Source organism: Streptomyces sp. NPDC111507 (genome assembly GCF_055638955.1).
Map to the genome: position 1 here is coordinate 152,473 of NZ_JBVKBU010000019.1, position 20,693 is coordinate 173,165.

Consider the following 20,693-nt stretch of genomic DNA (forward strand, 5'->3'; position numbering starts at 1 on the left):
CGGAGGTGACGGTGGAGTTCACGCGGGTGGCATCGCCCGGATCCGGCCGGCCGACCTCTACACGCTTTAGGGGAAAGCCGAGATGTCCGAACTCGACTGGCGGAAGTCGTCCTTCAGCGGAGGTCCCGAAGGGAACTGCGTGAACGTCGCCACCGCCCCCGACGGAACCATTCGCCTACGCGAGAGCGACGAACCCCGCACCGTACTCGCCACCACCCCGGAGGGGCTCGCCGCCCTCCTCCACCACCTCAGGCCGCGGCCCAGCTCGTGAGCAGGGCCTCGCGCGCGGCCCGCCAGGGCGTCACGCCGTCCCCCTCGACACTCCCCCACTCCAGCAACCGCGCCACGTCCGCCGTACCGTCCACGAACCGGTTCAGCAGCGCCACCGACAGCTCGTACTCGGACTGGACGTAGCCGCCGACGGCCGCGGTGTACGCCGTCAGCTCGGCCTTCTCCTCGTCCGTCCGTACGTGGAGTTCGAACGCGGGCGGTGCCTCACCGCCGCCCGTCGCCATGTCGAGGACCGTGTCCATCACGTTGTTCACCAGCCACCGGGTACTGGAGCGCACCTGCACGTCGTGAACGGCGACCGCACGGACGTCCGCCCAGGACCAGAACCCCTCCTGGCCCGTGCCCACGGCCTGAAGCCCCTCGGGGGTGAGCCGCACCCCGCGCCCGTACCCCTCGGGCTCGGCGCCCACGTACACGCTCTCCTTGGTGATCCAGAACAGGCCGATCATGGCCACGGACGCCTCCAGCGCAACGAGCGCATCAAACACAACAAGCACGGTCCCCCTCTGAGACACCCGCAGCCCCGAAACGGTTCACCCGGCGATCGCGCTGTCGCCGACCCGGTTCAGTCCGGGTCGGTGTCCGGCGGCGTGTCCCGGCCGTTCCCGTCCTCCGGTAACCGCCGTGAGCGCGGCCGGTGCGGCATCAGGTCGCCTATGCGGGACTCGCCCGCGCCCACCACGGGCAGCCGTAACTCTTCGGTCTGCCGCTCGGGGAAGCGGAGCAGTCGCGCCGGCGGCACGGGGAAGTCCTCGCTGTCCGCGTGCTGGCCGGGGCCGTTGGAGGGCCCGGGGCCGTCGGGCCGGTCGGGGGGACGACCCTGCCCATACGGCTGCACATCTCGGACGCCGTACGGGACATCACCGACGGAGTGGTCGAACTGGAGGAGGCCGTACGGGAACGGCCCGGGCTGCGGGCCGTGCCGCCCACCCCCGTCCCGGTGCGGCTGCGCCGGATCGCTGGCCTGCTGGAGCGCGTCGCCGCGGACTCCGTCCTCGCCGCACGTGTGAAGGACGAGACCAGGCGCATGGCCGCCCGTTGCGCACGGGCGCTCGGCGACCCCGAACAACTGGTACGGCTGCCGGGCCGCTGCCCCACCTGCGACTCGGTCTCCCTGCGGGCCTTCCCGGAACGCGCCGAGGTGCGCTGCGTCAATCCCGTGTGCGGACAAGTACTCGAACCGGAGGCTCCGAGAGCGACAACTGGCGCACCCACAACCGCAACAGCCGAGGCGCCTGGGGCCCGGTCCACGGCGTCATGCTCCACCACACGGCAGGCACCGACAGCCTCCGCCTGTGCCGCGAGGGCACCGCGGACCTGCCGGGCCCGCTCTGCATCGGCCTGATCACCAAGGACGGCACCGTCCACCTGGTCGGCTACGGCCGCACCAACCAGGCCGGTTCGGGCTCGACCGCGGTCCTGGAGGCCGTACGGGCCGAACGGGCCGCACTGCCCGCCCCCGGGCCCGACGCCGTGGACGGCAACGCCCGCTTCTACGGCTTCGAGATCGAGAACCTGGGCAACGGGCGGGACCCCTACCCGGCCGCCCAGCTCGCCGCCGTGGAACGGCTTTCCGCCGCGATCTGCCGCACCCATGGCTGGTCCGCGGCCAGCGTGATCGCGCACAAGGAGTGGACGCGCCGCAAGATCGACCCGTCGTTCTCGATGTCCGGGATGCGGCAACGGGTGGCGGCCCGGCTCGGCTCCCGACCGGTCTCGTACGAACCCTTCCCCGGCGCCGCGTTCTTCGCGCTCGGCCGCCGCAGTCCGCTGATCACAGCCGTCGGCGAACGGCTGGTCGCGGAGGGGTGCGGCTGCGTCCACACCGGCCCAGGACCGGTGTGGACGCAGGCCGACGTCCTGTCGTACGCGACCTGGCAGCGTGGGCTCGGCTATGTCGGCAAGGACGCCGACGGCACCCCGGGCCGCACCAGCTGGGACAAGCTGCGCGTCCCGCGCGCCCAGGGGGCCGGACCTACCCGAGAAGCACTGGAGCACCCGAAAGGAGCCCGCAGATGAGCGACGCCGGCCGCAGAACCCTGCGTACGACACTCCAGACCCTGTTCGCCCTGATCACCGTCCTGCCGCTGGTCGCCCAGGACCCGCTGGTCCGGGACGTACCCGCGCTCACGGCCGTGGTGGGCGGCGCCGCGCTGCTCAGCCGGGTGATGTCGATGCCCGCGGTGGACCGGCTGCTGCCGGGGTGGCTGCGCGGGCCCTCCCGCGGAGAAACCGCCGATGCCGACGACTGAGGCCGAGAGTGTCGCCCTGGAACTGGAGCGGCTGCGCCGCTCGGTCGACGTCGGGTTCGCCACCACCCGCGGCGACCTCGCCCTCCTCCTGCAACGCGCGGACCAGACCGACAAGACCCTCGACGAACACGAGTCCCGCCTCGACGACCTGGAACGCGCCCGCTGGCCCCTGCCCTCCCTGGCGGCCGCCACCTCGTGCACGGCGCTGGCGCTGACGATCTGGCAGTCGACGGGGCGCTGAACCCCGGTCCGCCGAAGGCGCGGGAGCCCCTCGCCCAGGGCTCCCGCGCGTTCGTCTACTTGAGGCCGATCGCCGTGCAGTCCGCCTTGGTCGAGGCCGTGCAGATCTGCTTGACGGTGTAGATGCTGTCCTGGATCACCGTCTCCTTGATGTTCGCCTTGGTCAGGGCGACCACGGGCATCAGCTGGGCGGGGATCTTCTTGTTCGTGGGGCTGTCGACCTTGTCGCGGGTGAGCGCGTCGAACTCGATGCCACGCCCCTGGACCTTCGCCACGGCCATCTCGGCCGCCGCGGAGGCCTCATCGGGGTAGGACTTGTAGACGCTCATGTACTGCTCGCCCCGGACGATCCGCTGCACCGCGTCCAGCTCGGCGTCCTGGCCGGTGACCGGCGGCACCTTGCTGACGCCCATGGTCTTCAGGGCGTCGATGGCGGCGCCCGCGAGACCGTCGTTGGCGGAGTAGACACCGGCGATGTTGTTGAGGCCGATGGCCGAGATGGCCTTCTCCATGTTGGCCTTGCCGACGACCGGGTCCCAGTCCTTGGTGTCGTACGACTTGGAGATGACGACCTTGCCGTTGAGCTCGCCCAGGGCGCCCGACTTGAACTGCGCCGCGTTCGGGTCGGTGGGCGAGCCGTTCATCATGACGATCTTCTTCGTGGAGGCGTTGGTACCCAGCGCCTCCAGGAGCGCCTTGCCCTGCACCTGGCCCACGAGCTCGTTGTCGAAGGAGATGTACGCGTCGATGGGGCCCTGCGCCAGACGGTCGTAGGCGATGACGGGGATGCCCGCGTCCTTGGCCTTCTGCACATCGCTCGCGATGGCCTTGGAGTCCACCGCGTCGACGAGGATCACATCGACCTTGTCGTCCACCATCTGCTGGAACTGCTGGCTCTGCTTGGAGGCGTCCTGCCCCGCGTTGGCGTAGTCGACCTTGCCCTTGTTGTTGGTGAGCTTGGCGACCTGCTGCTCGATGATCGGGTAGTCGAACTTCTCGTAACGGGTGTTGGCCTTCTCCGGGAGGAGCAGGCCAACCGTGATGTCGTCACCCTTGGTCGGGCTCGCCTTGGTGTTGCTGCCGCCGATCCCGTCCACGACACCGCAGGCGGCGAGGGAAACGGTCATCGCGGAGCAGGCCAGGGCTATGGCGGTACGACGAAGCCGGGTGTTACGAGTGTTCACATCAGGTGCCTTCCGGGCGAGGTAGCTGCTTTGCGACCCAGGTGGCTGAAAGCCAACGCGGCGATCACCTCAGCGTCAAGGAGTAACCACTTAACGAGATGGCAACAGCATTCTGTGTTCCCCAAGTGAACACGATGGGAAGGGGGTGCGCCGTCACTTCCACAGAACCCCTCTGATTGACTTGCGTCACGCGCTCCCCGGCGGCATACAACCCTCCCCCACGTCCGGGAGTCTCGACGGTGGCCGCACACCTCGCAGCATGAAACAGGGGAAGCATGAGACCAGTTGGGCGGAGTGGACCGGCGCTCGCCGCGACGCTGACGATCGCCACCGCCGGGGGCCTGCTCGCCGTCTCGGGTGCCCCCGCCTCCGCCGCGAGCAGCTGCGCATCACCGGTGTACAAGCGGCAGTTCTACGCGAACACCACCTTCTCCGGCACACCGAAGAAAACGGACTGCGACGCCACGGTCAGCGAGAACTGGGGCACGAAGACCCCCGCCTCCGGCCTCCCCAAGGACAACTTCGGCGTCCGCTGGACCGTGACGAGGGACTTCGGTTCGGGAGGCCCCTTCACCCTTCCCGTCGCCGCCCAGGACGGCCTGCGCGTCTACCTCGACAACACCCGCAAGGTCGACCTCTGGAAGAACGTCTCCTCGACCGTCAAAAAAACCGTCAACGTCACGATTCCTTCCGGCAAACACACCCTCCGCGTCGACTACGCCAACTGGACCGGCGCCGCCAACGTCTCCTTCACCTACAGTCCGCGCACCTCGGCCTCCGTCGACAAGGTCAGGCCCCTCACCCCGACGGGCACCTCCGTGGCGTACGACAAAGCCACCGCCAAGGCCAAGCTGACCTGGGCGAAGAACAAGGAACTCGACCTCTCGGGCTACCGCGTCTACCGCCGTCTCCAAGGCAGCACGACCTGGTCGAAACCGGCCACGACGACCGCCACCTCGTACACCGACACGACCGTGCCCGCGACCGGCGACACCTACTACTACGAAGTCCGGGCCTACGACAAGGCAAGCAACGAGTCGACGGGCACCGCCGACCAGGCCGTGACCACCGTCGACCGGACCCCGACCGCCGCGCCCGCCGAGCTGGCCGCCAAGGTGAGCACCGGCTCCGTGGCCCTCGGCTGGAACAAGGTCTCCGGTGCCGCCGCCTACCGCGTCTACCGGGCGAGCGCCCCGCAGGGCCCCTTCCAGCAGCTCGTGTCCTCCGTGTCGGACGTCTCCTACCGGGACACCTCGGCCGACATCCATCAGCGCCTGTACTACCGGGTCGCGACCCTGGACCCGGTCGGCAACGAGTCCGCCCCCTCCGCGACCGCCGACACCGGCGCCCCGGACACCCTCGCGCCCGGCCAGGTCACGGGTCTGACGGCGGAGGGCACCACGGCGGGCAACGCGCTGCGCTGGAACGCCCCGTCGGACGATGTCGAGCACTACGAGCTGTGGGCCGCGCCCGAGGGGCAGTCGGACCCGGACGGGCCGGACCTGGTCCTCGGCACCTCGTTCGACGACTTCCGGGCCACCGCGGGCACCGCCGTCACGTACACGGTCCAGGCCGTCGACGCGTACGGGAACATCTCCCCGGTGTCCGAGGCGGTCACCGCGACCCGGCCCGCCCCCGGCGACGCGGCGGCGCCCACCGGCGTGACGGTCACCCCCCGCGACAGCGGCACCGAACTCACCTGGGCCTTCTCGGCGGACGGGGCGGTGTACGGCACCCGGGTCTACCGCCGCACCGACGCCTCCGCCTCCTGGAACCGGGTCGGCTCGCCCACCGCGAGCCGCTTCTCGGACTCCGAGGCTCCGGTAGGGCGCGCGTACTACTACGTGGTGGTGCTCGACGCGCAGGGCAGGGAGTCGGCGCCCTCCGACGTCGTCTCCTTGGACCGCGTCACCCCGGCGACGTCCACGGCGCCGCTGCCTCCGCTGCTCGCGCTCTCGGCGCCGTACACCGAGTGCACGGCCAACGACTGTGCGGGGCACGGCGGAATCGGCCAGGCACTCACGGTGACGATGACCCGTCCCGCGGGCGACGACCGCATCATCGGCGGATACCGGTGGCTCGTCCACGGCGGAAGCGGCACGGGGGCCACCATGACCACGAGCGCGAGCTTCAGCTGGAAGCCGACCGAAATCGGAACCCACATCGTCGAGGTGGCCACGGTGGACGCGTACGGCCGCGTCGGCCCGTCCACCCAGCTGATCTTCAAGGTCGCCTGACCTTCAAAGAGCGGCAAAGATCCGTGCAACCAACCCCCTTCCTTGTCGGTCCTGATCGTCAACGGCTTTGCCCGCCGTTGACGATCAGGACCGAAGGAACACATGAACCCAGCCAGACGCACGACGGCCGCGACCGCCGCCGCCCTCGTGCTCACCACCGCAGGCGGTCTCCTCACCGCCACCTCCGCCGCCGCGGCCACCACCTGCACCTCGCCGGTCTACAAGCGGCAGTTCTACGCGAACACCACCTTCTCCGGCACACCGAAGAAAACGGACTGCGACGCCACGGTCAGCGAGAACTGGGGCACGAAGACTCCCGCCTCCGGCCTCCCGAAGGACAACTTCGGCGTCCGCTGGACCGTGACGAGGGACTTCGGTTCGGGAGGCCCCTTCGCCCTTCCCGTCGCCGCCCAGGACGGCCTGCGCGTCTACCTCGACGGCACCCGCAAGGTCGACCTCTGGAAGAACGGGTCGTCAACGGTGAAGAAGACCGTCAACGTCACGATTCCTTCCGGCAAACACACCCTCCGCGTCGACTACGCCAACTGGACCGGCGCCGCCAACGTCAGCTTCGCCTACACCCCCCGCACCACCGCCACCGTCGACAAGGTCAAACCGCTCGCTCCGACCGGCGCCCGGTTCGACGAGTTCCCCGACGCGGAGAACCGCCCCCTCGTCCAGGTCACCTGGGCCGCGAACAAGGAGATGGACCTCGCCGGCTACCGCGTCTATCGGCGGGTGAAGGGCACCAGCACCTGGACGAAGGTGGCCACGACCACCAGCCGGGGCCACACGGACGCCCCGCCGACCACGGGCCAGTCGTACTACTACGAGGTCCGCGCCTACGACAAGGCGGGCAACGAGTCGGCCGGCGGCGCCGACCAGGGGCCGGTCACCACGGACGACCACACCGCGCCCACCGCTCCGGTCCTTACCGCCACCGCCACGGAGGCGTCCAACACCCTCTCCTGGACGGCTTCCGCGGACGCGGCCACCTACCGGATCCTTCGCAAGCGGGACACCTCGACCTCGTACACCGAGCTCGCCGAGACCACGGCCACCGCGTACACCGACACCACGGCGTCGTACGGCAAGGCGTACGACTACAAGGTCAGCGCCGTCGACGCGGCCGGGAACGCCGCGACCTCCGCCGTCGTGCGCAGCGCGCGCACCATCACTGCGCCCACGAACGTGGTCGCGACCACGCCCAGTTGGGGCGCGGTCTTCACCTGGACGGAACCCTTGGGCGGCGACACCGCCGACTACGAGGTGTTCCGCTCGGAGACCTCACCGGTGAACATCTCGAGCGCCTACCCCGTCGACTGCCGCAGCCGTAAGACCCGCACCGACGCGGCGGGCAACACGATCCGCAGCTGCACCGACTACGACGGCGACCAGGGCCGCACCTACCACTACGTGATGATCCGGAAGAACACCTCGGGTCTGTGGTCCACCGGGTCCGCGGAGCTGACCGTCACCCGGCCCGGCGACGAGATCCCGCCGCCGAACGTGACCGGCCTGACCGCCGAGCCGCTGGAGTACGGCGTCAAGCTCGACTGGGACGACAGCACGGCGACGGACCTGGACCACTACGAGGTCTACGAGTACCGGTCGTGCTGCGCGCCGGACTTCCTGGGCGAGGTGCCGGCCGGCACCTCGGAGTTCGTCGTCGGCCCGGAGCCGGCGGACGGCGAGGAGAAGACCTACGCCGTCATCCCGGCCGACATCTACGGCAACTACGCCGAGTGGACGGGAGCGTACTGGGACCGTCCCGTCTCCACCGTCACCGTCACCGAACTCGACCTCAGGCCGACAACCGTCCCCGAGGACACCGCGCCCTGCTCCGTGCTCACCTATACGACCCTCGGCGACGCCGGCGGCATGTACATCGAGTGCGCCGACTCGGTGGCCACGGAGGCCGCCGGCATCAACGTGTACCGCTGGGATCGCGCGACGAGCACCTACGTCCGCGTGACGGACGTTCCTCTGGCGCCCACCGCCACCAACTACACGGACACCACCATGCCCGCCGGCACGACCATCTACTACCTGCTCTCGGTCGTCGCTCCCGACGGCTCGGAGACCTTCAGCAACGTGGACTCCAGCGTGTCCCTGCCGAGCGGAGCCTGACCTCCCGATGAAGACCACCCTGCGGGCCGCGGCCATGGTGCTGGCCACCACGGCCGGTGTCCTCACCACCGTGGCCGCCCCCACCGCCTCGGCCGCCACGAGCTGCGCCTCCCCCGTCTACAAGCGGCAGTTCTACGCGAACACCACCTTCTCCGGCACACCGAAGAAAACGGACTGCGATGCCGCAGTCGGCGAGAACTGGGGCACGAAGACCCCCGCCTCCGGCCTCCCGAAGGACAACTTCGGCGTCCGCTGGACCGTGACGAGGGACTTCGGTTCGGGAGGCCCCTTCGCCCTTCCCGTCGCCGCCCAGGACGGCCTGCGCATCTACCTCGACGGCACCCGCAAGGTCGACCTCTGGAAGAACGTCTCCTCGACCGTCAAAAAGACCGTCAACGTCACGATTCCTTCCGGCAAACACACCCTCCGCGTCGACTACGCCAACTGGACCGGCGCCGCCAACGTCAGCTTCGGCTACACCCCCCGCACCACCGCCACCGTCGACAAGGTCAGGCCCCTCACCCCGAGCGGGACTTCCGTCTCGTACGACACGGCGGGTAGCGACGCCAAGCTGAGCTGGGCGAAGAACAAGGAGATGGACCTCGCGGGGTATCGCACCTACCGCCGCCTGAAGGGCAGCGCCACCTGGACGAGAGTGGGTACGACGACCGCCACTTCGTACACCGACACGACCGTGCCCGCGACCGGCGACACCTACTACTACGAGGTCCGCGCCTACGACAAGGCAGGCAACGAGTCGGCGGGCACCGCCGACCAGGCCGTGACCACCGTCGACCGGACCCCGACCGCCGCGCCCGCCGGGCTGATCGCCACCTCGGTGTCCCGCGGGCTGCAGCTCGACTGGAACGGGGTCACGGGAGCGGTGTCCTACCGCGTCTACCGGGCGACCAGCGAGAACGGGGTGTACGCCCGGGTGGGCAGTACGGACAAGCTCTCGTACCTGGACACCTCGGCCGTCGAGAGCGTCGCCTACTACTACCGGGTGACCGTTCTCGACGCGGCGGGCAACGAGTCCGCGCGTTCCGTGGCCGCCGCCGGCGAGCGCGAGGACCTCACCCCGCCGCCCGCCGTCACCGGGCTGACGGTCACCCCGACCGAGTACGGCTTCGAGCTGGAGTGGGACAAGAACCCGGCCACCGACCTCGGGCGGTACACCGTCTACTGGGGCGAGCTCTGGGGCGACGAGGGCGAGGAGCAGGTGTGCTCCGGAACGCTGACGGAGTATCTGCCGGCCGACGCCACCTCGTACGCGTACACCACCCGCCCGGACGGCGACCGCGTCTGCTTCTTCGTCGACGCCATCGACACGTCCGGGAACTCCTCCTTCAAGTGGACCCGGACGGCCGAGGCCGTGGCCGCGACCGAGCTCGACACCACGCCGCGCGTGCCGACGCCCGAGGGCTCGCCGCTCCGTCTGGAGGCGACTGGGGCGGAGGGCGACGAGGGCAACCACCTGACCTGGTCCGGGCTCGGAGCGGGCCAAGAGCAGTCCGCCGAACCAGCGCAGGGCTTTCGCATCTACCGGTGGAACCCCGCCACCGCCGCGTACGAGAAGATCCACGAGGCCTCGGCCGGAGCGTTCGAGTACCTCGACACCGGCGCGAAGCGCGGCACCACGTCCTACTACTGGGTGACCGGTGTGAGGGCCGACGGTACCGAGACCCTGCCCGCCGGCGACTGGACGGTCACCGAACCGGCGCGGTGAGCCGAAAAACGCCGCAGGGGGTGGGGAGGTCGACGACCTCCCCACCCCCTTCGGTACGTGGAACTAGTCCGACTGCCTCTTCGGACGCCAGACCACCAGCGCGCTCGTCTGCTGGACCTCCTGGTACGGGACCAGGTCGCGGCGGTACGAGGCGTGCACCGCGGCCTCGCGCTGCTGCATCGCTGCAGCGGCGCCGTCCAGGGCCGATTCCAGTTCCGCGACGCGGGACTGGAGGGCGGCCACCTGGTTCTCCAGCTCGATGATGCGCTTGATGCCGGCCAGGTTGATGCCCTCGTCCTGGGAGAGCGCCTGCACCGTGCGGAGCAGTTCGATGTCGCGGGCCGAGTAGCGCCGGCCCCGGCCCGCGGTGCGGTCCGGGGAGACCAGGCCGAGGCGGTCGTACTGGCGCAGGGTCTGCGGGTGCAGGCCGGAGAGCTGGGCCGCCACCGAGATGACGTAGACCGGGGTCTCCTCGGTCAGTTCATAGGGGTTTCGACGACGGCCGTCCATCTGCTCATGCTCCCTTCGCGGCCTGGAACAGCTCGGCCCGTGGGTCCTCGCCCGCGGTTGCCTCGCGATACGCCTCCAGGGCGTCGCGAGCCTTGCCCGACACGTCCGTGGGGACCGCGACCTCGACGGTGACGAGGAGGTCGCCACGCGTACCGTCCTTGCGGACGGCGCCCTTGCCGCGGGCCCGCATCGTACGGCCGTTGGGCGTGCCCGGGGGCAGCTTCAGGGTGACCGGGGGGCCGCCCAGGGTCGGTACGCGCACCTCGCCGCCGAGTGCCGCCTCCGCGAAGGTGACGGGCACGGTGACGGTGAGGTTGTCGCCCTTGCGGCCGAAGACCGGGTGGGCGTCCACGTGGACCGTGACGTACAGATCGCCTGCCGGGCCGCCCCGTTCGCCGGGTGCGCCCTTGCCGCGGAGGCGGATGCGCTGGCTGTCGCTCACCCCCGCCGGGATGCGGACCTGCATCGTGCGCGAGGACTTGGCGCGACCGCTGCCGTGGCAGATCTCGCAGGGGTTCTCCGCGATGAGACCGCGGCCCTTGCAGTCCGGGCAGGGGTCCGTGAGCGAGAAGCCGCCGCCGGAGCCGCGCGCGACCTGGCCGGTGCCGACGCACGTCGGGCACACGCGCGGTGTGCCGTTCGCGTCGCCGGTGCCCGAACAGGCCTTGCAGGGCGCCTGGGACGTCATCCGCAGCGGGACCGTCGCACCGTCCACCGCCTCGGTGAAGCTGAGCGTCACCTCGGTGTCGATGTCCTGGCCGCGCCGGGGCTGGGTCCGCGTACCCGTGCCCGCGCCGCCGCGGTTGAACAGGCCCCCGAAGACGTCACCGATGCCGCCGCCGAAGCCACCGGCACCCCCCGCTCCGCCCTGGGCGCCGCCTCCGAAGAGGTCGCCCAGGTCGAAGTTGAAGTTGCCGCCGCCCGCGCCGGGACCCGGACGGAAGCCGCCGTTGCCGAAGAGGGCACGTGCCTCGTCGTACTCCTTGCGCTTCTTGGGGTCTCCGAGCACGTCGTTCGCCTCGGAGATCTCCTTGAAGCGCTCCTCGGCCTTGGCATTGCCCTTGTTGGCGTCCGGGTGGAACTCGCGGGCGAGCTTCCGGTACGCCTTCTTGATCTCTGCCTCGGTGGCGTCCTTGGGGACGCCGAGGACCTTGTAGAAGTCCTTCTCGATGAAGTCCTTGGTGCTCATCCTCGACGCCCCTCCTCTCTCATGCGTTCAACGTCAGCCCTCGTCCGGGCCACCGCTCTCCTTGTCGTCGGCCGCCTCGGCGGAATCCTGGGAGTCCGCCTTGCCGGTCTGCGCCCCCGGCTGGGGTTCGGCGACCGCCACCCGCGCGGGGCGGATGGTGCGCTCGCCGATGCGATACCCCGGCTGCAGAATCGCCACGCACGTCGTCTCCGTGACGTCCGGCGCGTACGAGTGCATCAGGGCCTCGTGGATCATCGGGTCGAAGGGCTCGCCCTCCTTGCCGAACTGCTGGAGGCCCATCTTCGCCGCGACGGTCTCCAGCGACTCGGCCACCGACTTGAAGCCGCCGACCAGTTCGCCGTGGTCCCGCGCGCGGGCGATGTTGTCGAGCACGGGCAGGAGTTCGGTCAGGAGGTTCGCGATGGCGATCTCCTTGACCGCGATCCGGTCGCGCTCGACCCGACGGCGGTAGTTCTGGTACTCGGCCTGGAGCCGCTGGAGGTCCATCGTGCGCTCGCCGAGCGCCGTACGGACCTGGTCCAACTGTGCGGTCAGACCGGCCATCTGTGCTGCTGATGCGTCCCCGGCCGGGGCCGCCGCCTCCTCCGTGGAGGGGGTGGCGGCCTGCGGCTCGGCGTCGTCAGGGGTGGCGCCGGAGGGGACGTCAGGCTTCTCTTCGAAGCCCGGGGTCTCCTCCGTCACGCGGCACCGTCCTTACGGTCCTCGTCGACGATCTCGGCGTCGACGACGTCGTCATCGGCCTTGGCCTGCTCGGCGCCGGGGGCACCTTCGGCGCCACCGGCGGCCTGCGCGGCCTGGGCGTCGGCGTACATGGCCTGGCCGAGCTTCTGGGAGACCGCGGCGACCTTCTCCGTGGCGGTGCGGATCTCGGCGGTGTCCTCGCCCTTGAGCTTCTCCTTCAGCTCGGCGATGGAGGCCTCGACCTCGGTCTTGACGTCACCCGGGACCTTGTCCTCGTTGTCCTTGAGGAACTTCTCGGTCTGGTAGACGAGCTGCTCGCCCTGGTTGCGGGTCTCGGCGGCCTCGCGGCGCTTGTGGTCCTCGTCCGCGTACTGCTCGGCCTCCTGGCGCATCCGGTCGACCTCGTCCTTCGGCAGCGAGGAGCCGCCGGTGACGGTCATCTTCTGCTCCTTGCCCGTGCCCAGGTCCTTCGCGGTCACGTGCATGATGCCGTTGGCGTCGATGTCGAAGGCGACCTCGATCTGCGGGACACCGCGCGGGGCCGGCGGCAGACCGGTCAGCTCGAACATCCCGAGCTTCTTGTTGTACGCCGCGATCTCGCGCTCGCCCTGGTAGACCTGGATCTGGACGGACGGCTGGTTGTCCTCGGCGGTGGTGAAGATCTCGGACCGCTTGGTCGGGATCGTCGTGTTCCGCTCGATGAGCTTCGTCATGATGCCGCCCTTGGTCTCGATGCCGAGGGACAGCGGGGTGACGTCGAGGAGCAGGACGTCCTTGACCTCGCCCTTGAGAACACCGGCCTGCAGGGCGGCGCCGATGGCGACGACCTCGTCCGGGTTGACGCCCTTGTTGGCGTCCTGGCCGCCGGTCAGCTCCTTGACGAGCTCGGCGACGGCGGGCATGCGGGTGGAGCCACCGACGAGAACGACGTGGTCGATCTCGGAGAGGTTGATGCCCGCGTCCTTGATGACGTTGTGGAACGGCGTCTTGCAGCGCTCCAGAAGGTCCGCGGTGAGCTGCTGGAACTGAGCGCGCGTGAGCTTCTCGTCCAGGTGCAGCGGGCCCTCGGCGGAGGCCGTGATGTAGGGCAGGTTGATCGAGGTCTCGGTGGACGAGGACAGCTCGATCTTCGCCTTCTCGGCGGCTTCGCGCAGACGCTGGAGCGCCATCTTGTCCTTGGCGAGGTCCACGCCGTGACCGGAGCGGAACTGCTGCACCAGGTAGTCGACGACACGCTGGTCCCAGTCGTCACCACCGAGGTGGTTGTCACCGTTGGTGGCCTTCACCTCGACGACGCCGTCGCCGATCTCCAAGAGGGACACGTCGAAGGTGCCGCCACCGAGGTCGAAGACGAGGATCGTCTGGTCGTCCTTGTCCAGGCCGTACGCGAGGGCGGCGGCCGTGGGCTCGTTCACGATGCGCAGGACGTTCAGGCCCGCGATCTCGCCGGCCTCCTTCGTCGCCTGGCGCTCGGAGTCGTTGAAGTAGGCCGGGACGGTGATGACCGCGTCCGTGACCTTCTCGCCCAGGTAGGCCTCGGCGTCGCGCTTCAGCTTCTGCAGGATGAAGGCGCTCATCTGCTGCGGGTTGAAGTTCTTCCCGTCGAGCTCGATCTTCCAGTCCGTGCCCATGTGACGCTTCACGGAGCGGATGGTCCGGTCCACGTTCGTGACCGCCTGGCGCTTGGCCACCTCGCCGACGAGCACCTCACCGTTCTTGGCGAAGGCGACGACGGACGGCGTGGTCCTGGCGCCCTCTGCGTTGGTGATGACGGTGGGCTCGCCGCCTTCAAGAACGCTGACGACGGAGTTAGTCGTGCCCAGGTCGATGCCGACCGCACGTGCCATTTCAATTCCTCCAGCAATGACTTGAGTGGAACGGGCTCAAGTGTGCACCACTCTCATTGCTGGGTCAACAGACATGAGTCGTGGGGGCTCAAGTCTTATCTCTTGCTTACACGCAGGTGTGCTTGTACACGTGGTTCGACCTGCGGCTTCTCGGTCAACCGACTCCCGGACGCAGGGACATGCCGTCCCCCGTAGGTGGGGATCCGAAGCAGCGCGAGGACGCCGACACCGGCGCCGCCCGCCACCCACAACGCCGCCGTCGCGCTCACCCATCCCATGTCGATCAGCATCCCGACGAGTGCACCCGCGAAGCCGGTGACCCCCACGACGATCGCGGCGCCCCGAGGCGTGACACCGAGGCGTCGCAGCCGGTGGACCAGATGATCGGGGGCGCCGCGCAGCAGCGGACGCCCGGCCCGCTGCCGCGACACCAGCACCAGTACGGCGTCGGCGGTCGCCACGGCCGTCAGCGCGAACGCGGCGCCCACGCTCGACCCCGCCGCCCGCCCGGCGTGGACCAGTACCGCCGCCGAGGTCAGCACGAACCCGACGAACAGCGCGCCGCAGCGCCCGGGCACGATCCGGGCCGGGGGCCAGTTGTGCATCAGGAACCCGGTCAGCGCGGCGGCCAGCACGCTCAGCAGCGCCGCGAGCCCGTCCATGACCTCGGCAGCCGCGCAGCCGCTCAGCGCGAAGGCGGTCGCCACCGCGACCGTCCCCATCACTCCGTCGGCGTGATCGAGCGAGGTGAAGGCATGGGTGGCGAGGGCGATCCAGCCGACGGCCACCACCCCGACCACCGGGCCGAGCTCGCCGTAGGGCACGGTCAGCGCGGCGGCGCCGGTCACGACGGCCGCCTGGAGCGGAACCCGCACAAGAGCCGGCGGGGGCCACAGGTCGGCGACGAGCCCGAGGGCACCGACCCCGATCCCGGCGACCAGCAGCCTCGCGGCCGCCGGCCCCAGTGGCGCCACGTCAGTCCAGTCCCCGACCCCGGCGACGAACGCCGTGACCGCCACCACCGCGACCCCGCCGAGCAACGGCACCGCGCGCGCCCGCCGCCGTTCGACCACGCCGAGGCGCAGGGCGAGGAGCCGCAGCAGGGCGGCGAGTACGGCGGCGAGGAGCAGGGCGCAGATGGCGGCGACGATTCCGTACAGCACGCCGCCAATTTAGTGTTAAATGTCGCAAATACACCGCAGATCACACGATCGGGTTTACGTGTCGGCCGGAGACCTCGTCAGTTGTCGGCCGGTGACGTGCGCAACTGCCGGTCGGTGACTTCGGCGACTCAGGTGGACCTCAGCGACGCAGATCACCGCACCGCTGGCTACAGTGCGGCGGAAGATATGGGTAGTCTCAGACGGACTCCATAAGTTACCGCTTAGTAATCGGCTGAAGGTCGGCCTTCAGCTCCCTCCCTCGCAGGCCCGAGGAGCCCCCGAATGCAACTCGCCGCGATCATTGTGTCGCTGGTACTCGCCGTGGTCGGCGTGGCGCTGTTCTCCCGCGCCATCGCGCAGATCTACCGGTTCGTACGGCTCGGCCAGGACGTCCCCGCGGGCACCCGCACCGACGACTGGACCGCGCGCACCGTCACGGTGGTCAGGGAGTTCCTCGGCCACACCCGGATGAACCGGTGGGGGGTGGTCGGCGTCGCGCACTGGTTCGTGGCGGTCGGCTTCTTCTCCCTCGTCGCCACGCTGGTGAACGCCTTCGGGCAGCTCTTCCAGGCCGACTGGGCGTTGCCCATCATCGGGCACTGGCTGCCGTACGAGATCTTCGTCGAGTTCATCGGCCTGATGACGACCCTCGGCATCCTCACGCTCATCGTGATCCGCCAGCTGTCCCGGCCCGACCGGCCGGGCCGCAAGTCCCGCTTCGCCGGGTCCAACGTCGGCCAGGCCTACTTCGTCGAGTCGGTCATCCTCATCATCGGCCTCGCGATCATGACCCTGCGCGGCCTGGAGGGTGCCCTCGCCGACGTGCACGGCTACGAGGCCGCGTACTTCGCCTCGTACCCGATCGTCGCCGCCTTCAAGGGGACGAGCGTCGGCACGCTCCAGAACCTGATCTACCTCACCGCGATGATCAAGATCGGGACGTCCTTCATCTGGATGATCACGGTCTCCCTCAAGACGGACATGGGTGTCGCCTGGCACCGCTTCCTCGCCTTCCCGAACATCTGGTTCAAGCGGAACGCGAAGGGCGAGACCGCCCTCGGCGCGCTGCTGCCGATGACGAGTGACGGCAAGGCCATCGACTTCACCGACCCCGGCGAGGACGACGTCTTCGGTGTCAGCCAGGTCGAGCAGTTCTCCTGGAAGGGCCTGCTGGACTTCTCCACGTGCACCGAGTGCGGGCGCTGCCAGTCGCAGTGCCCCGCCTGGAACACGGGCAAGCCGCTCTCCCCCAAGCTCCTCATCATGTCGCTGCGCGACCACGCGCACGCCAAGGCGCCCTACCTGCTCGCGGGTGGCGGCAAGAACATGGAGGGCGAGGAGAAGGCGTCGGCGGAGCAGCTGGCCGACGTGCCCGCCGCCGCGCTCGCCGAGGCCGAGCGGCCCCTGATCGGCACGTTCGAGGAGAACGGCGTCATCGACCCCGACGTGCTGTGGTCCTGCACCACGTGCGGCGCGTGCGTCGAGCAGTGCCCCGTCGACATCGAGCACATCGACCACATCGTCGACATGCGCCGCTACCAGGTGATGATCGAGAGCGCGTTCCCGTCCGAGGCGGGCACGATGCTCAAGAACCTGGAGAAGAAGGGCAACCCCTGGGGTCTGGCGAAGAAGCAGCGCCTCGAGTGGACGAAGGAAGTCGACTTCGAGATCCCGGTCGTCGGACGCGACATCGAGGACCTGTCCGAGGTCGAGTACCTGTACTGGGTCGGCTGCGCCGGCGCCCTGGAGGACCGCGCCAAGAAGACCACGAAGGCCTTCGCGGAGCTCCTGCACATGGCGGGCGTCAAGTTCGCCATCATGGGCGGCGACGAGAAGTGCACGGGCGACTCGGCACGGAGGCTGGGCAACGAGCCCCTCTTCCAGGAGCTCGGCATGGAGAACGTCGCCGCGCTGAACATGGCCTTCGGTGAGGATGACGAGGACGAGTCGACGAAGAAGCCGAAGTCGGCGAAGAAGATCGTCGCGACCTGCCCGCACTGCCTCAACACGATCGGCAACGAGTACCCGCAGCTCGGCGGCGACTACGAGGTCATCCACCACACCCAGCTGCTCCAGCACCTCATCGACGAGGGCAAGCTGCTGCCGGTCACCCCGGTGGACGGCCTCATCACCTACCACGACCCCTGCTACCTGGGCCGCCACAACAAGATCTACACGCCGCCGCGCGAGATCATGTCGGCCGTCCCGGGCCTGCGTCAGCAGGAGATGCACCGCCACAAGGAACGCGGCTTCTGCTGCGGTGCCGGTGGTGCGCGGATGTGGATGGAGGAGCGGATCGGCAAGCGCATCAACAACGAGCGCGTCGACGAGGCTCTTTCGCTGAACCCGGACATCGTGTCCACGGCCTGCCCGTTCTGCCTCGTGATGCTGACCGACTCGGTCAACGGCAAGAAGAACGACGGCCAGGCCAAGGAGTCCGTCCAGGTCGTGGACGTGGCCCAGCTCCTTCTCGACTCCGTCAAGACGCCGGTCGATCCGGCGGGGACGGCGGAGGCGGAGAGCGAGCCGGAGCCTGAGCCGGTGAAGTAACCAGCGTGATCATCCGGACGCCGGTGGGCCGAGCTTCTCGCCCACCGGCGTCCGCGTTTCCTCGCTCCCGGGGCTTCTTCGACTGAGGGTGGGTGGGGGCCCGGAGCCCGGAGTGTTTCATCTGCGGGACGGCGGGGGTTGATCGCGCAGTTCCCCGCGCCCCCAAAACCTTCAGGCATCCGGCGCCCAAAGACACGCCCTGCGCCCCGCCGGACCGACGCCGTTCGCCCCCGCCCACATCACCCAACTGGTCCGACGCCTGAGAACGAGGCCGTTCAGACCGAAGCGGGGTCTGGGGCACAGCCTCCGACGGGGTGCAGGGGCGGAGTCCCGCGAAGGTCTGCGGAGGTCTGCGGAGGAGCCCCACAGGGGTCCGGAGTGGAGTCCCGCAGGGGGCCAGGACGGCAGCCCCCGGCGGGGGTGCAGGGGCGGAGCCCCTGGCGGGGGTTCGGAGTGGGAGCCTCACAGGGCCCGGACGCAGCACCACAGGAATCCGGGGCGAAGTGCCGCAGGGATCCAGGGGACGGCAGCCCCCGACGGGGTGCAGGGGCGCAGCCCCGCAGGGCCGGGCCGCAACCCCGCAGAGGCCCGGGGCAGAGGCCCGCATGCGGCCAGGGGGTGACGCCCCCGGGCGGGGTGCAGGGTGGAGGCCCGCAGGGTCGGGGTGGGGGTTCGGGGGCGGAGCCCCTGGGGTGGGTTGGGGAAGGGCGGCGCCGAGCCCGGTGGCGTGCGGGCTCGGCGTCGCGCTCGGGCGGCGACGCGGGGCGCTACTTCGCGGAGCGCCGCCGCTTCGAGTCGCCCGTCACCTTCGCGATCCACGTGAGGAAGTCACCCGGGTCGACGTTCGAGCCGTGGCCCTCGTCCCAGTAGTAGAGGTGATTGACGTCGTCACCCAGGTTGTCCAGCGCCGCAGCGAGGTTGGCGGACACCGTCAGCGAGGTGTCGGAGTCCTTCGTACCGAGGCGGATCCACCAGTGCCTCGACCGGCCGGGGTTCTCCTCCCCGATGTGATGCATCGGGTTCATCAGGTCGAGCTTCTCGGGGATGTCGCTCGCGACCCGCTTCGTGGCCAGGCCGGTGGTGTCGTTCTTCGCGCCGTACGCCGTGAAGTGCCGCGCCTCGGTGGTGCCGGCGCCGAACTCGTTGTTCTCGCCCGCGGACAGATCGAACGCGTCGAAGGCCGGTGTCGTCTTCTTCCGCGCACCGACGTGGGTGAGGAAGTCGGCCCAGGTGAACGTCGCCTTGCCACCGGACCACGTGATGAACGTGTTCGCGGCCAGGTACGTCGCACGGTCGGCCTCCGACAGCGCCGCCAGGTACTTCGTGGCGGACGGCCGGAGGTAGGTCTCCACCATGTAGTCGTCGTAGTTGCGGGCCGTGAGCGGGCCGAAGCCGTTCAGACCCCGCAGCCTGAGGGAAGCCTGGTACTCCGCGAACTGGGCCCGCAGCGCCTTCGACACCGTCTGGTCGACGACCTTGCCGGTGCTCGCCGTGACGTTGGTGCCCCAGTTGAACTCGTACGCACCGTCGGCGTGCTCGAGGTCGGTGATGGGGCACCAGGCGCCGGTGGCGAAGATCGCGTCGGACGCGTCGGCGGCGCCGAGCTCCTTGAGGTACTTGTCGTAGACCGGGCTGTCGCCGGACGCGCCGAGCAGGGAGGACAGGGCGCCCCCCGCACTCGTACCGGTGGAGACGATCCGGTCGGTGTTGCCCGGGATGACTCCCTTGTTGGCACGGACGTAGCGGACCGCGGCCTTCAGGTCGACGATGGCGGCCGGGGCGGTGCCGTAGTACGTGCCGGCGGAGTCGGTGAGGGTCCGGCCGCGCGCGCCGGGCTCCACGACGACGTAACCCGCCGCCAGGCCCAGCTTCCCGAGGTTGACCATCCCGCCCTGGGCGTTCACCATCGCGTTGCCGCCGGACTGCACCTCGCCCGTGCCCGCGCTGCTGGAGGCCGAGGGGCCGGCGGACGCGCTGGGGGAGGCACTGCCACCCGCGCCGCCCGTGGGCATGCCGCCCGTCATCTCGGCGCCGCCCACGCCGGTGGCGTCCGCCACGGACGACGGCATGTAGCCGCCCACCGAGTTGGCGAGGACGATCGGAGCGTTGGTCGCGTCCACGGCCTTGCCGTCGATCTTGACGGGGACACTGACGTTCAGGCTCTGGTACTTCGCGTCCACCGGACTCGCGACGTAGGTGATGGCCTTCCAGAAGTGGTACACCACCGTGTGGTCGGTGCCGTCGGCGTCCGTGATGGTCGTCGTCAGCTCGGTGTAGGCGTCCTTGTCGAAGACCAGGGAATCCGACGCACCCGAGGACTTCGAGCTCGTGCTCGACGCGTTCGCGCTCAAGGCGAAGCCGCCGGCTGCGGCGACTCCGGCGGTCGCGCCGATGCCCATGACGACGGTCCTGCGCTTCACTGCCCTGTGCTTCACAGAAAGCCTTCTCCCTGTTCACGGCGACCATAAGGCGGCCGAAACGGCTGGTCAGGGGCTCGCGGGCCACTTTTCGCGCCGGGTGCCGCCCCCGTTTGTCCGGTCCTTGCGAACGTAAATTGAGCCGCTCAACATTGTCAACAATTCTGTAAAACTCATCGCTGACACACAGCACTCGGCAAGGTGGCGATACCCCTCCCGTCGAATCCGGCGCATCATGGCGAGGTTGTTGTCCGT

17 protein-coding genes are annotated in these 20,693 nt (G+C 69.6%); 8 read left to right on the plus strand and 9 right to left on the minus strand.

The genetic code is table 11. From position 1 onward, the window contains the following. Nucleotides 1–82: 82 nt before the first annotated feature. A complete protein-coding gene (locus ACZ7M2_RS44640) occupies nt 83–271 on the plus strand; it encodes a DUF397 domain-containing protein (protein ID WP_471600166.1) in 189 nt (62 codons plus the stop codon). Here the strand turns inward: ACZ7M2_RS44640 and ACZ7M2_RS44645 are convergent. After that, complete coding sequence (locus tag ACZ7M2_RS44645) at nt 249–779, minus strand: hypothetical protein (protein WP_471600167.1); 531 nt, start codon at nt 777–779, stop codon at nt 249–251. The genes ACZ7M2_RS44640 and ACZ7M2_RS44645 overlap by 23 nt on opposite strands. 77 nt (nt 780–856) lie before the next feature. Next, the gene (locus ACZ7M2_RS44650; protein ID WP_471600168.1) at nt 857–1,462 is read right to left on the minus strand and encodes a hypothetical protein; all 606 of its coding nucleotides are present in this window, start codon (nt 1,460–1,462) and stop codon (nt 857–859) included. Here ACZ7M2_RS44650 and ACZ7M2_RS44655 point away from each other — a divergent pair. Genes ACZ7M2_RS44655 through ACZ7M2_RS44665 form a run of 3 tightly spaced genes read left to right on the plus strand, consistent with a single transcriptional unit; the run spans nt 1,453 to nt 2,784 of the window. Further along, the gene (locus tag ACZ7M2_RS44655; protein ID WP_471600169.1) at nt 1,453–2,310 is read left to right on the plus strand and encodes a peptidoglycan-binding protein; all 858 of its coding nucleotides are present in this window, start codon (nt 1,453–1,455) and stop codon (nt 2,308–2,310) included. The genes ACZ7M2_RS44650 and ACZ7M2_RS44655 overlap by 10 nt on opposite strands. Next, a complete protein-coding gene (locus ACZ7M2_RS44660; protein ID WP_471600170.1) occupies nt 2,307–2,543 on the plus strand; it encodes a hypothetical protein in 237 nt (78 codons plus the stop codon). Before ACZ7M2_RS44655 ends, ACZ7M2_RS44660 begins: the two co-directional genes overlap by 4 nt. Beyond that, on the plus strand, nt 2,530–2,784 hold the full coding sequence (locus ACZ7M2_RS44665) for a hypothetical protein (RefSeq protein WP_471600171.1): 255 nt from the start codon (nt 2,530–2,532) through the stop codon (nt 2,782–2,784). The genes ACZ7M2_RS44660 and ACZ7M2_RS44665 overlap by 14 nt, the downstream gene beginning before the upstream one ends. A 55-nt stretch (nt 2,785–2,839) precedes the next feature. Here the strand turns inward: ACZ7M2_RS44665 and ACZ7M2_RS44670 are convergent, their stop codons facing one another. Beyond that, complete coding sequence (locus ACZ7M2_RS44670; RefSeq protein WP_471600172.1) at nt 2,840–3,967, minus strand: sugar ABC transporter substrate-binding protein; 1,128 nt, start codon at nt 3,965–3,967, stop codon at nt 2,840–2,842. Nucleotides 3,968–4,242: 275 nt separating this feature from the next. Between ACZ7M2_RS44670 and ACZ7M2_RS44675 the strand changes: the two genes are divergently transcribed. The 3 genes from ACZ7M2_RS44675 to ACZ7M2_RS44685 all read left to right on the plus strand — a co-directional run bounded on the left by ACZ7M2_RS44675 (nt 4,243) and on the right by ACZ7M2_RS44685 (nt 10,060). Further along, complete coding sequence (locus ACZ7M2_RS44675; protein WP_471600173.1) at nt 4,243–6,204, plus strand: fibronectin type III domain-containing protein; 1,962 nt, start codon at nt 4,243–4,245, stop codon at nt 6,202–6,204. Nucleotides 6,205–6,306: 102 nt separating this feature from the next. Then, nucleotides 6,307–8,334 carry a fibronectin type III domain-containing protein gene (locus ACZ7M2_RS44680; RefSeq protein ID WP_471600174.1) on the plus strand — a complete coding sequence of 676 codons (2,028 nt, stop codon included), beginning with the start codon at nt 6,307–6,309 and terminating at the stop codon, nt 8,332–8,334. Between the two features lie 7 nt (nt 8,335–8,341). After that, a complete protein-coding gene (locus ACZ7M2_RS44685; RefSeq protein ID WP_471600175.1) occupies nt 8,342–10,060 on the plus strand; it encodes a fibronectin type III domain-containing protein in 1,719 nt (572 codons plus the stop codon). 63 nt (nt 10,061–10,123) lie between these two features. Here the strand turns inward: ACZ7M2_RS44685 and ACZ7M2_RS44690 are convergent, their stop codons facing one another. The 5 genes from ACZ7M2_RS44690 to ACZ7M2_RS44710 form a co-directional block, all read right to left on the minus strand. Further along, nucleotides 10,124–10,570 carry a heat shock protein transcriptional repressor HspR gene (locus ACZ7M2_RS44690; RefSeq protein ID WP_054231331.1) on the minus strand — a complete coding sequence of 149 codons (447 nt, stop codon included), beginning with the start codon at nt 10,568–10,570 and terminating at the stop codon, nt 10,124–10,126. Nucleotides 10,571–10,574: 4 nt separating this feature from the next. Then, the gene (gene dnaJ / locus ACZ7M2_RS44695) at nt 10,575–11,759 is read right to left on the minus strand and encodes a molecular chaperone DnaJ (RefSeq protein WP_054231330.1); all 1,185 of its coding nucleotides are present in this window, start codon (nt 11,757–11,759) and stop codon (nt 10,575–10,577) included. A gap of 33 nt (nt 11,760–11,792) precedes the next feature. Further along, a complete protein-coding gene (grpE, locus tag ACZ7M2_RS44700) occupies nt 11,793–12,461 on the minus strand; it encodes a nucleotide exchange factor GrpE (RefSeq protein WP_352051750.1) in 669 nt (222 codons plus the stop codon). Further along, nucleotides 12,458–14,308, minus strand: coding sequence for a molecular chaperone DnaK (dnaK, locus tag ACZ7M2_RS44705; protein WP_067374231.1), 1,851 nt, complete (start codon nt 14,306–14,308; stop codon nt 12,458–12,460). The genes grpE and dnaK overlap by 4 nt, the downstream gene beginning before the upstream one ends. A 95-nt stretch (nt 14,309–14,403) precedes the next feature. Then, nucleotides 14,404–15,471 (minus strand): MraY family glycosyltransferase, encoded by a 1,068-nt coding sequence (locus ACZ7M2_RS44710; protein ID WP_471600176.1) that lies wholly within the window; start codon nt 15,469–15,471, stop codon nt 14,404–14,406. Nucleotides 15,472–15,753: 282 nt separating this feature from the next. Here ACZ7M2_RS44710 and ACZ7M2_RS44715 point away from each other — a divergent pair, with 282 nt between their 5' ends. Then, nucleotides 15,754–18,021, plus strand: a complete 2,268-nt coding sequence (locus ACZ7M2_RS44715; protein WP_471600177.1) for a (Fe-S)-binding protein — start codon at nt 15,754–15,756, stop codon at nt 18,019–18,021. A 767-nt stretch (nt 18,022–18,788) separates the two neighbouring features. Here the strand turns inward: ACZ7M2_RS44715 and ACZ7M2_RS44720 are convergent. Continuing rightward, on the minus strand, nt 18,789–20,420 hold the full coding sequence (locus ACZ7M2_RS44720; protein WP_471600210.1) for a subtype B tannase: 1,632 nt from the start codon (nt 20,418–20,420) through the stop codon (nt 18,789–18,791). Between the last annotated feature and the right edge of the window lie 273 nt (nt 20,421–20,693).

Bases quoted from the DNA above. Each gene is read 5' to 3' on its own strand.
- ACZ7M2_RS44665 (WP_471600171.1), top strand. From the start codon at position 2,530: ATGCCGACGACTGAGGCCGAGAGTGTCGCCCTGGAACTGGAGCGGCTG.
- ACZ7M2_RS44640 (WP_471600166.1), top strand. From the start codon at position 83: ATGTCCGAACTCGACTGGCGGAAGTCGTCCTTCAGCGGAGGTCCCGAA.
- ACZ7M2_RS44715 (WP_471600177.1), top strand. From the start codon at position 15,754: ATGCAACTCGCCGCGATCATTGTGTCGCTGGTACTCGCCGTGGTCGGC.
- ACZ7M2_RS44680 (WP_471600174.1), top strand. From the start codon at position 6,307: ATGAACCCAGCCAGACGCACGACGGCCGCGACCGCCGCCGCCCTCGTG.
- ACZ7M2_RS44720 (WP_471600210.1), bottom strand. From the start codon at position 20,420: ATGGGCATCGGCGCGACCGCCGGAGTCGCCGCAGCCGGCGGCTTCGCC.
- ACZ7M2_RS44675 (WP_471600173.1), top strand. From the start codon at position 4,243: ATGAGACCAGTTGGGCGGAGTGGACCGGCGCTCGCCGCGACGCTGACG.
- ACZ7M2_RS44685 (WP_471600175.1), top strand. From the start codon at position 8,342: ATGAAGACCACCCTGCGGGCCGCGGCCATGGTGCTGGCCACCACGGCC.
- dnaJ (WP_054231330.1), bottom strand. From the start codon at position 11,759: ATGAGCACCAAGGACTTCATCGAGAAGGACTTCTACAAGGTCCTCGGC.
- dnaK (WP_067374231.1), bottom strand. From the start codon at position 14,308: ATGGCACGTGCGGTCGGCATCGACCTGGGCACGACTAACTCCGTCGTC.
- ACZ7M2_RS44660 (WP_471600170.1), top strand. From the start codon at position 2,307: ATGAGCGACGCCGGCCGCAGAACCCTGCGTACGACACTCCAGACCCTG.
- ACZ7M2_RS44690 (WP_054231331.1), bottom strand. From the start codon at position 10,570: ATGGACGGCCGTCGTCGAAACCCCTATGAACTGACCGAGGAGACCCCG.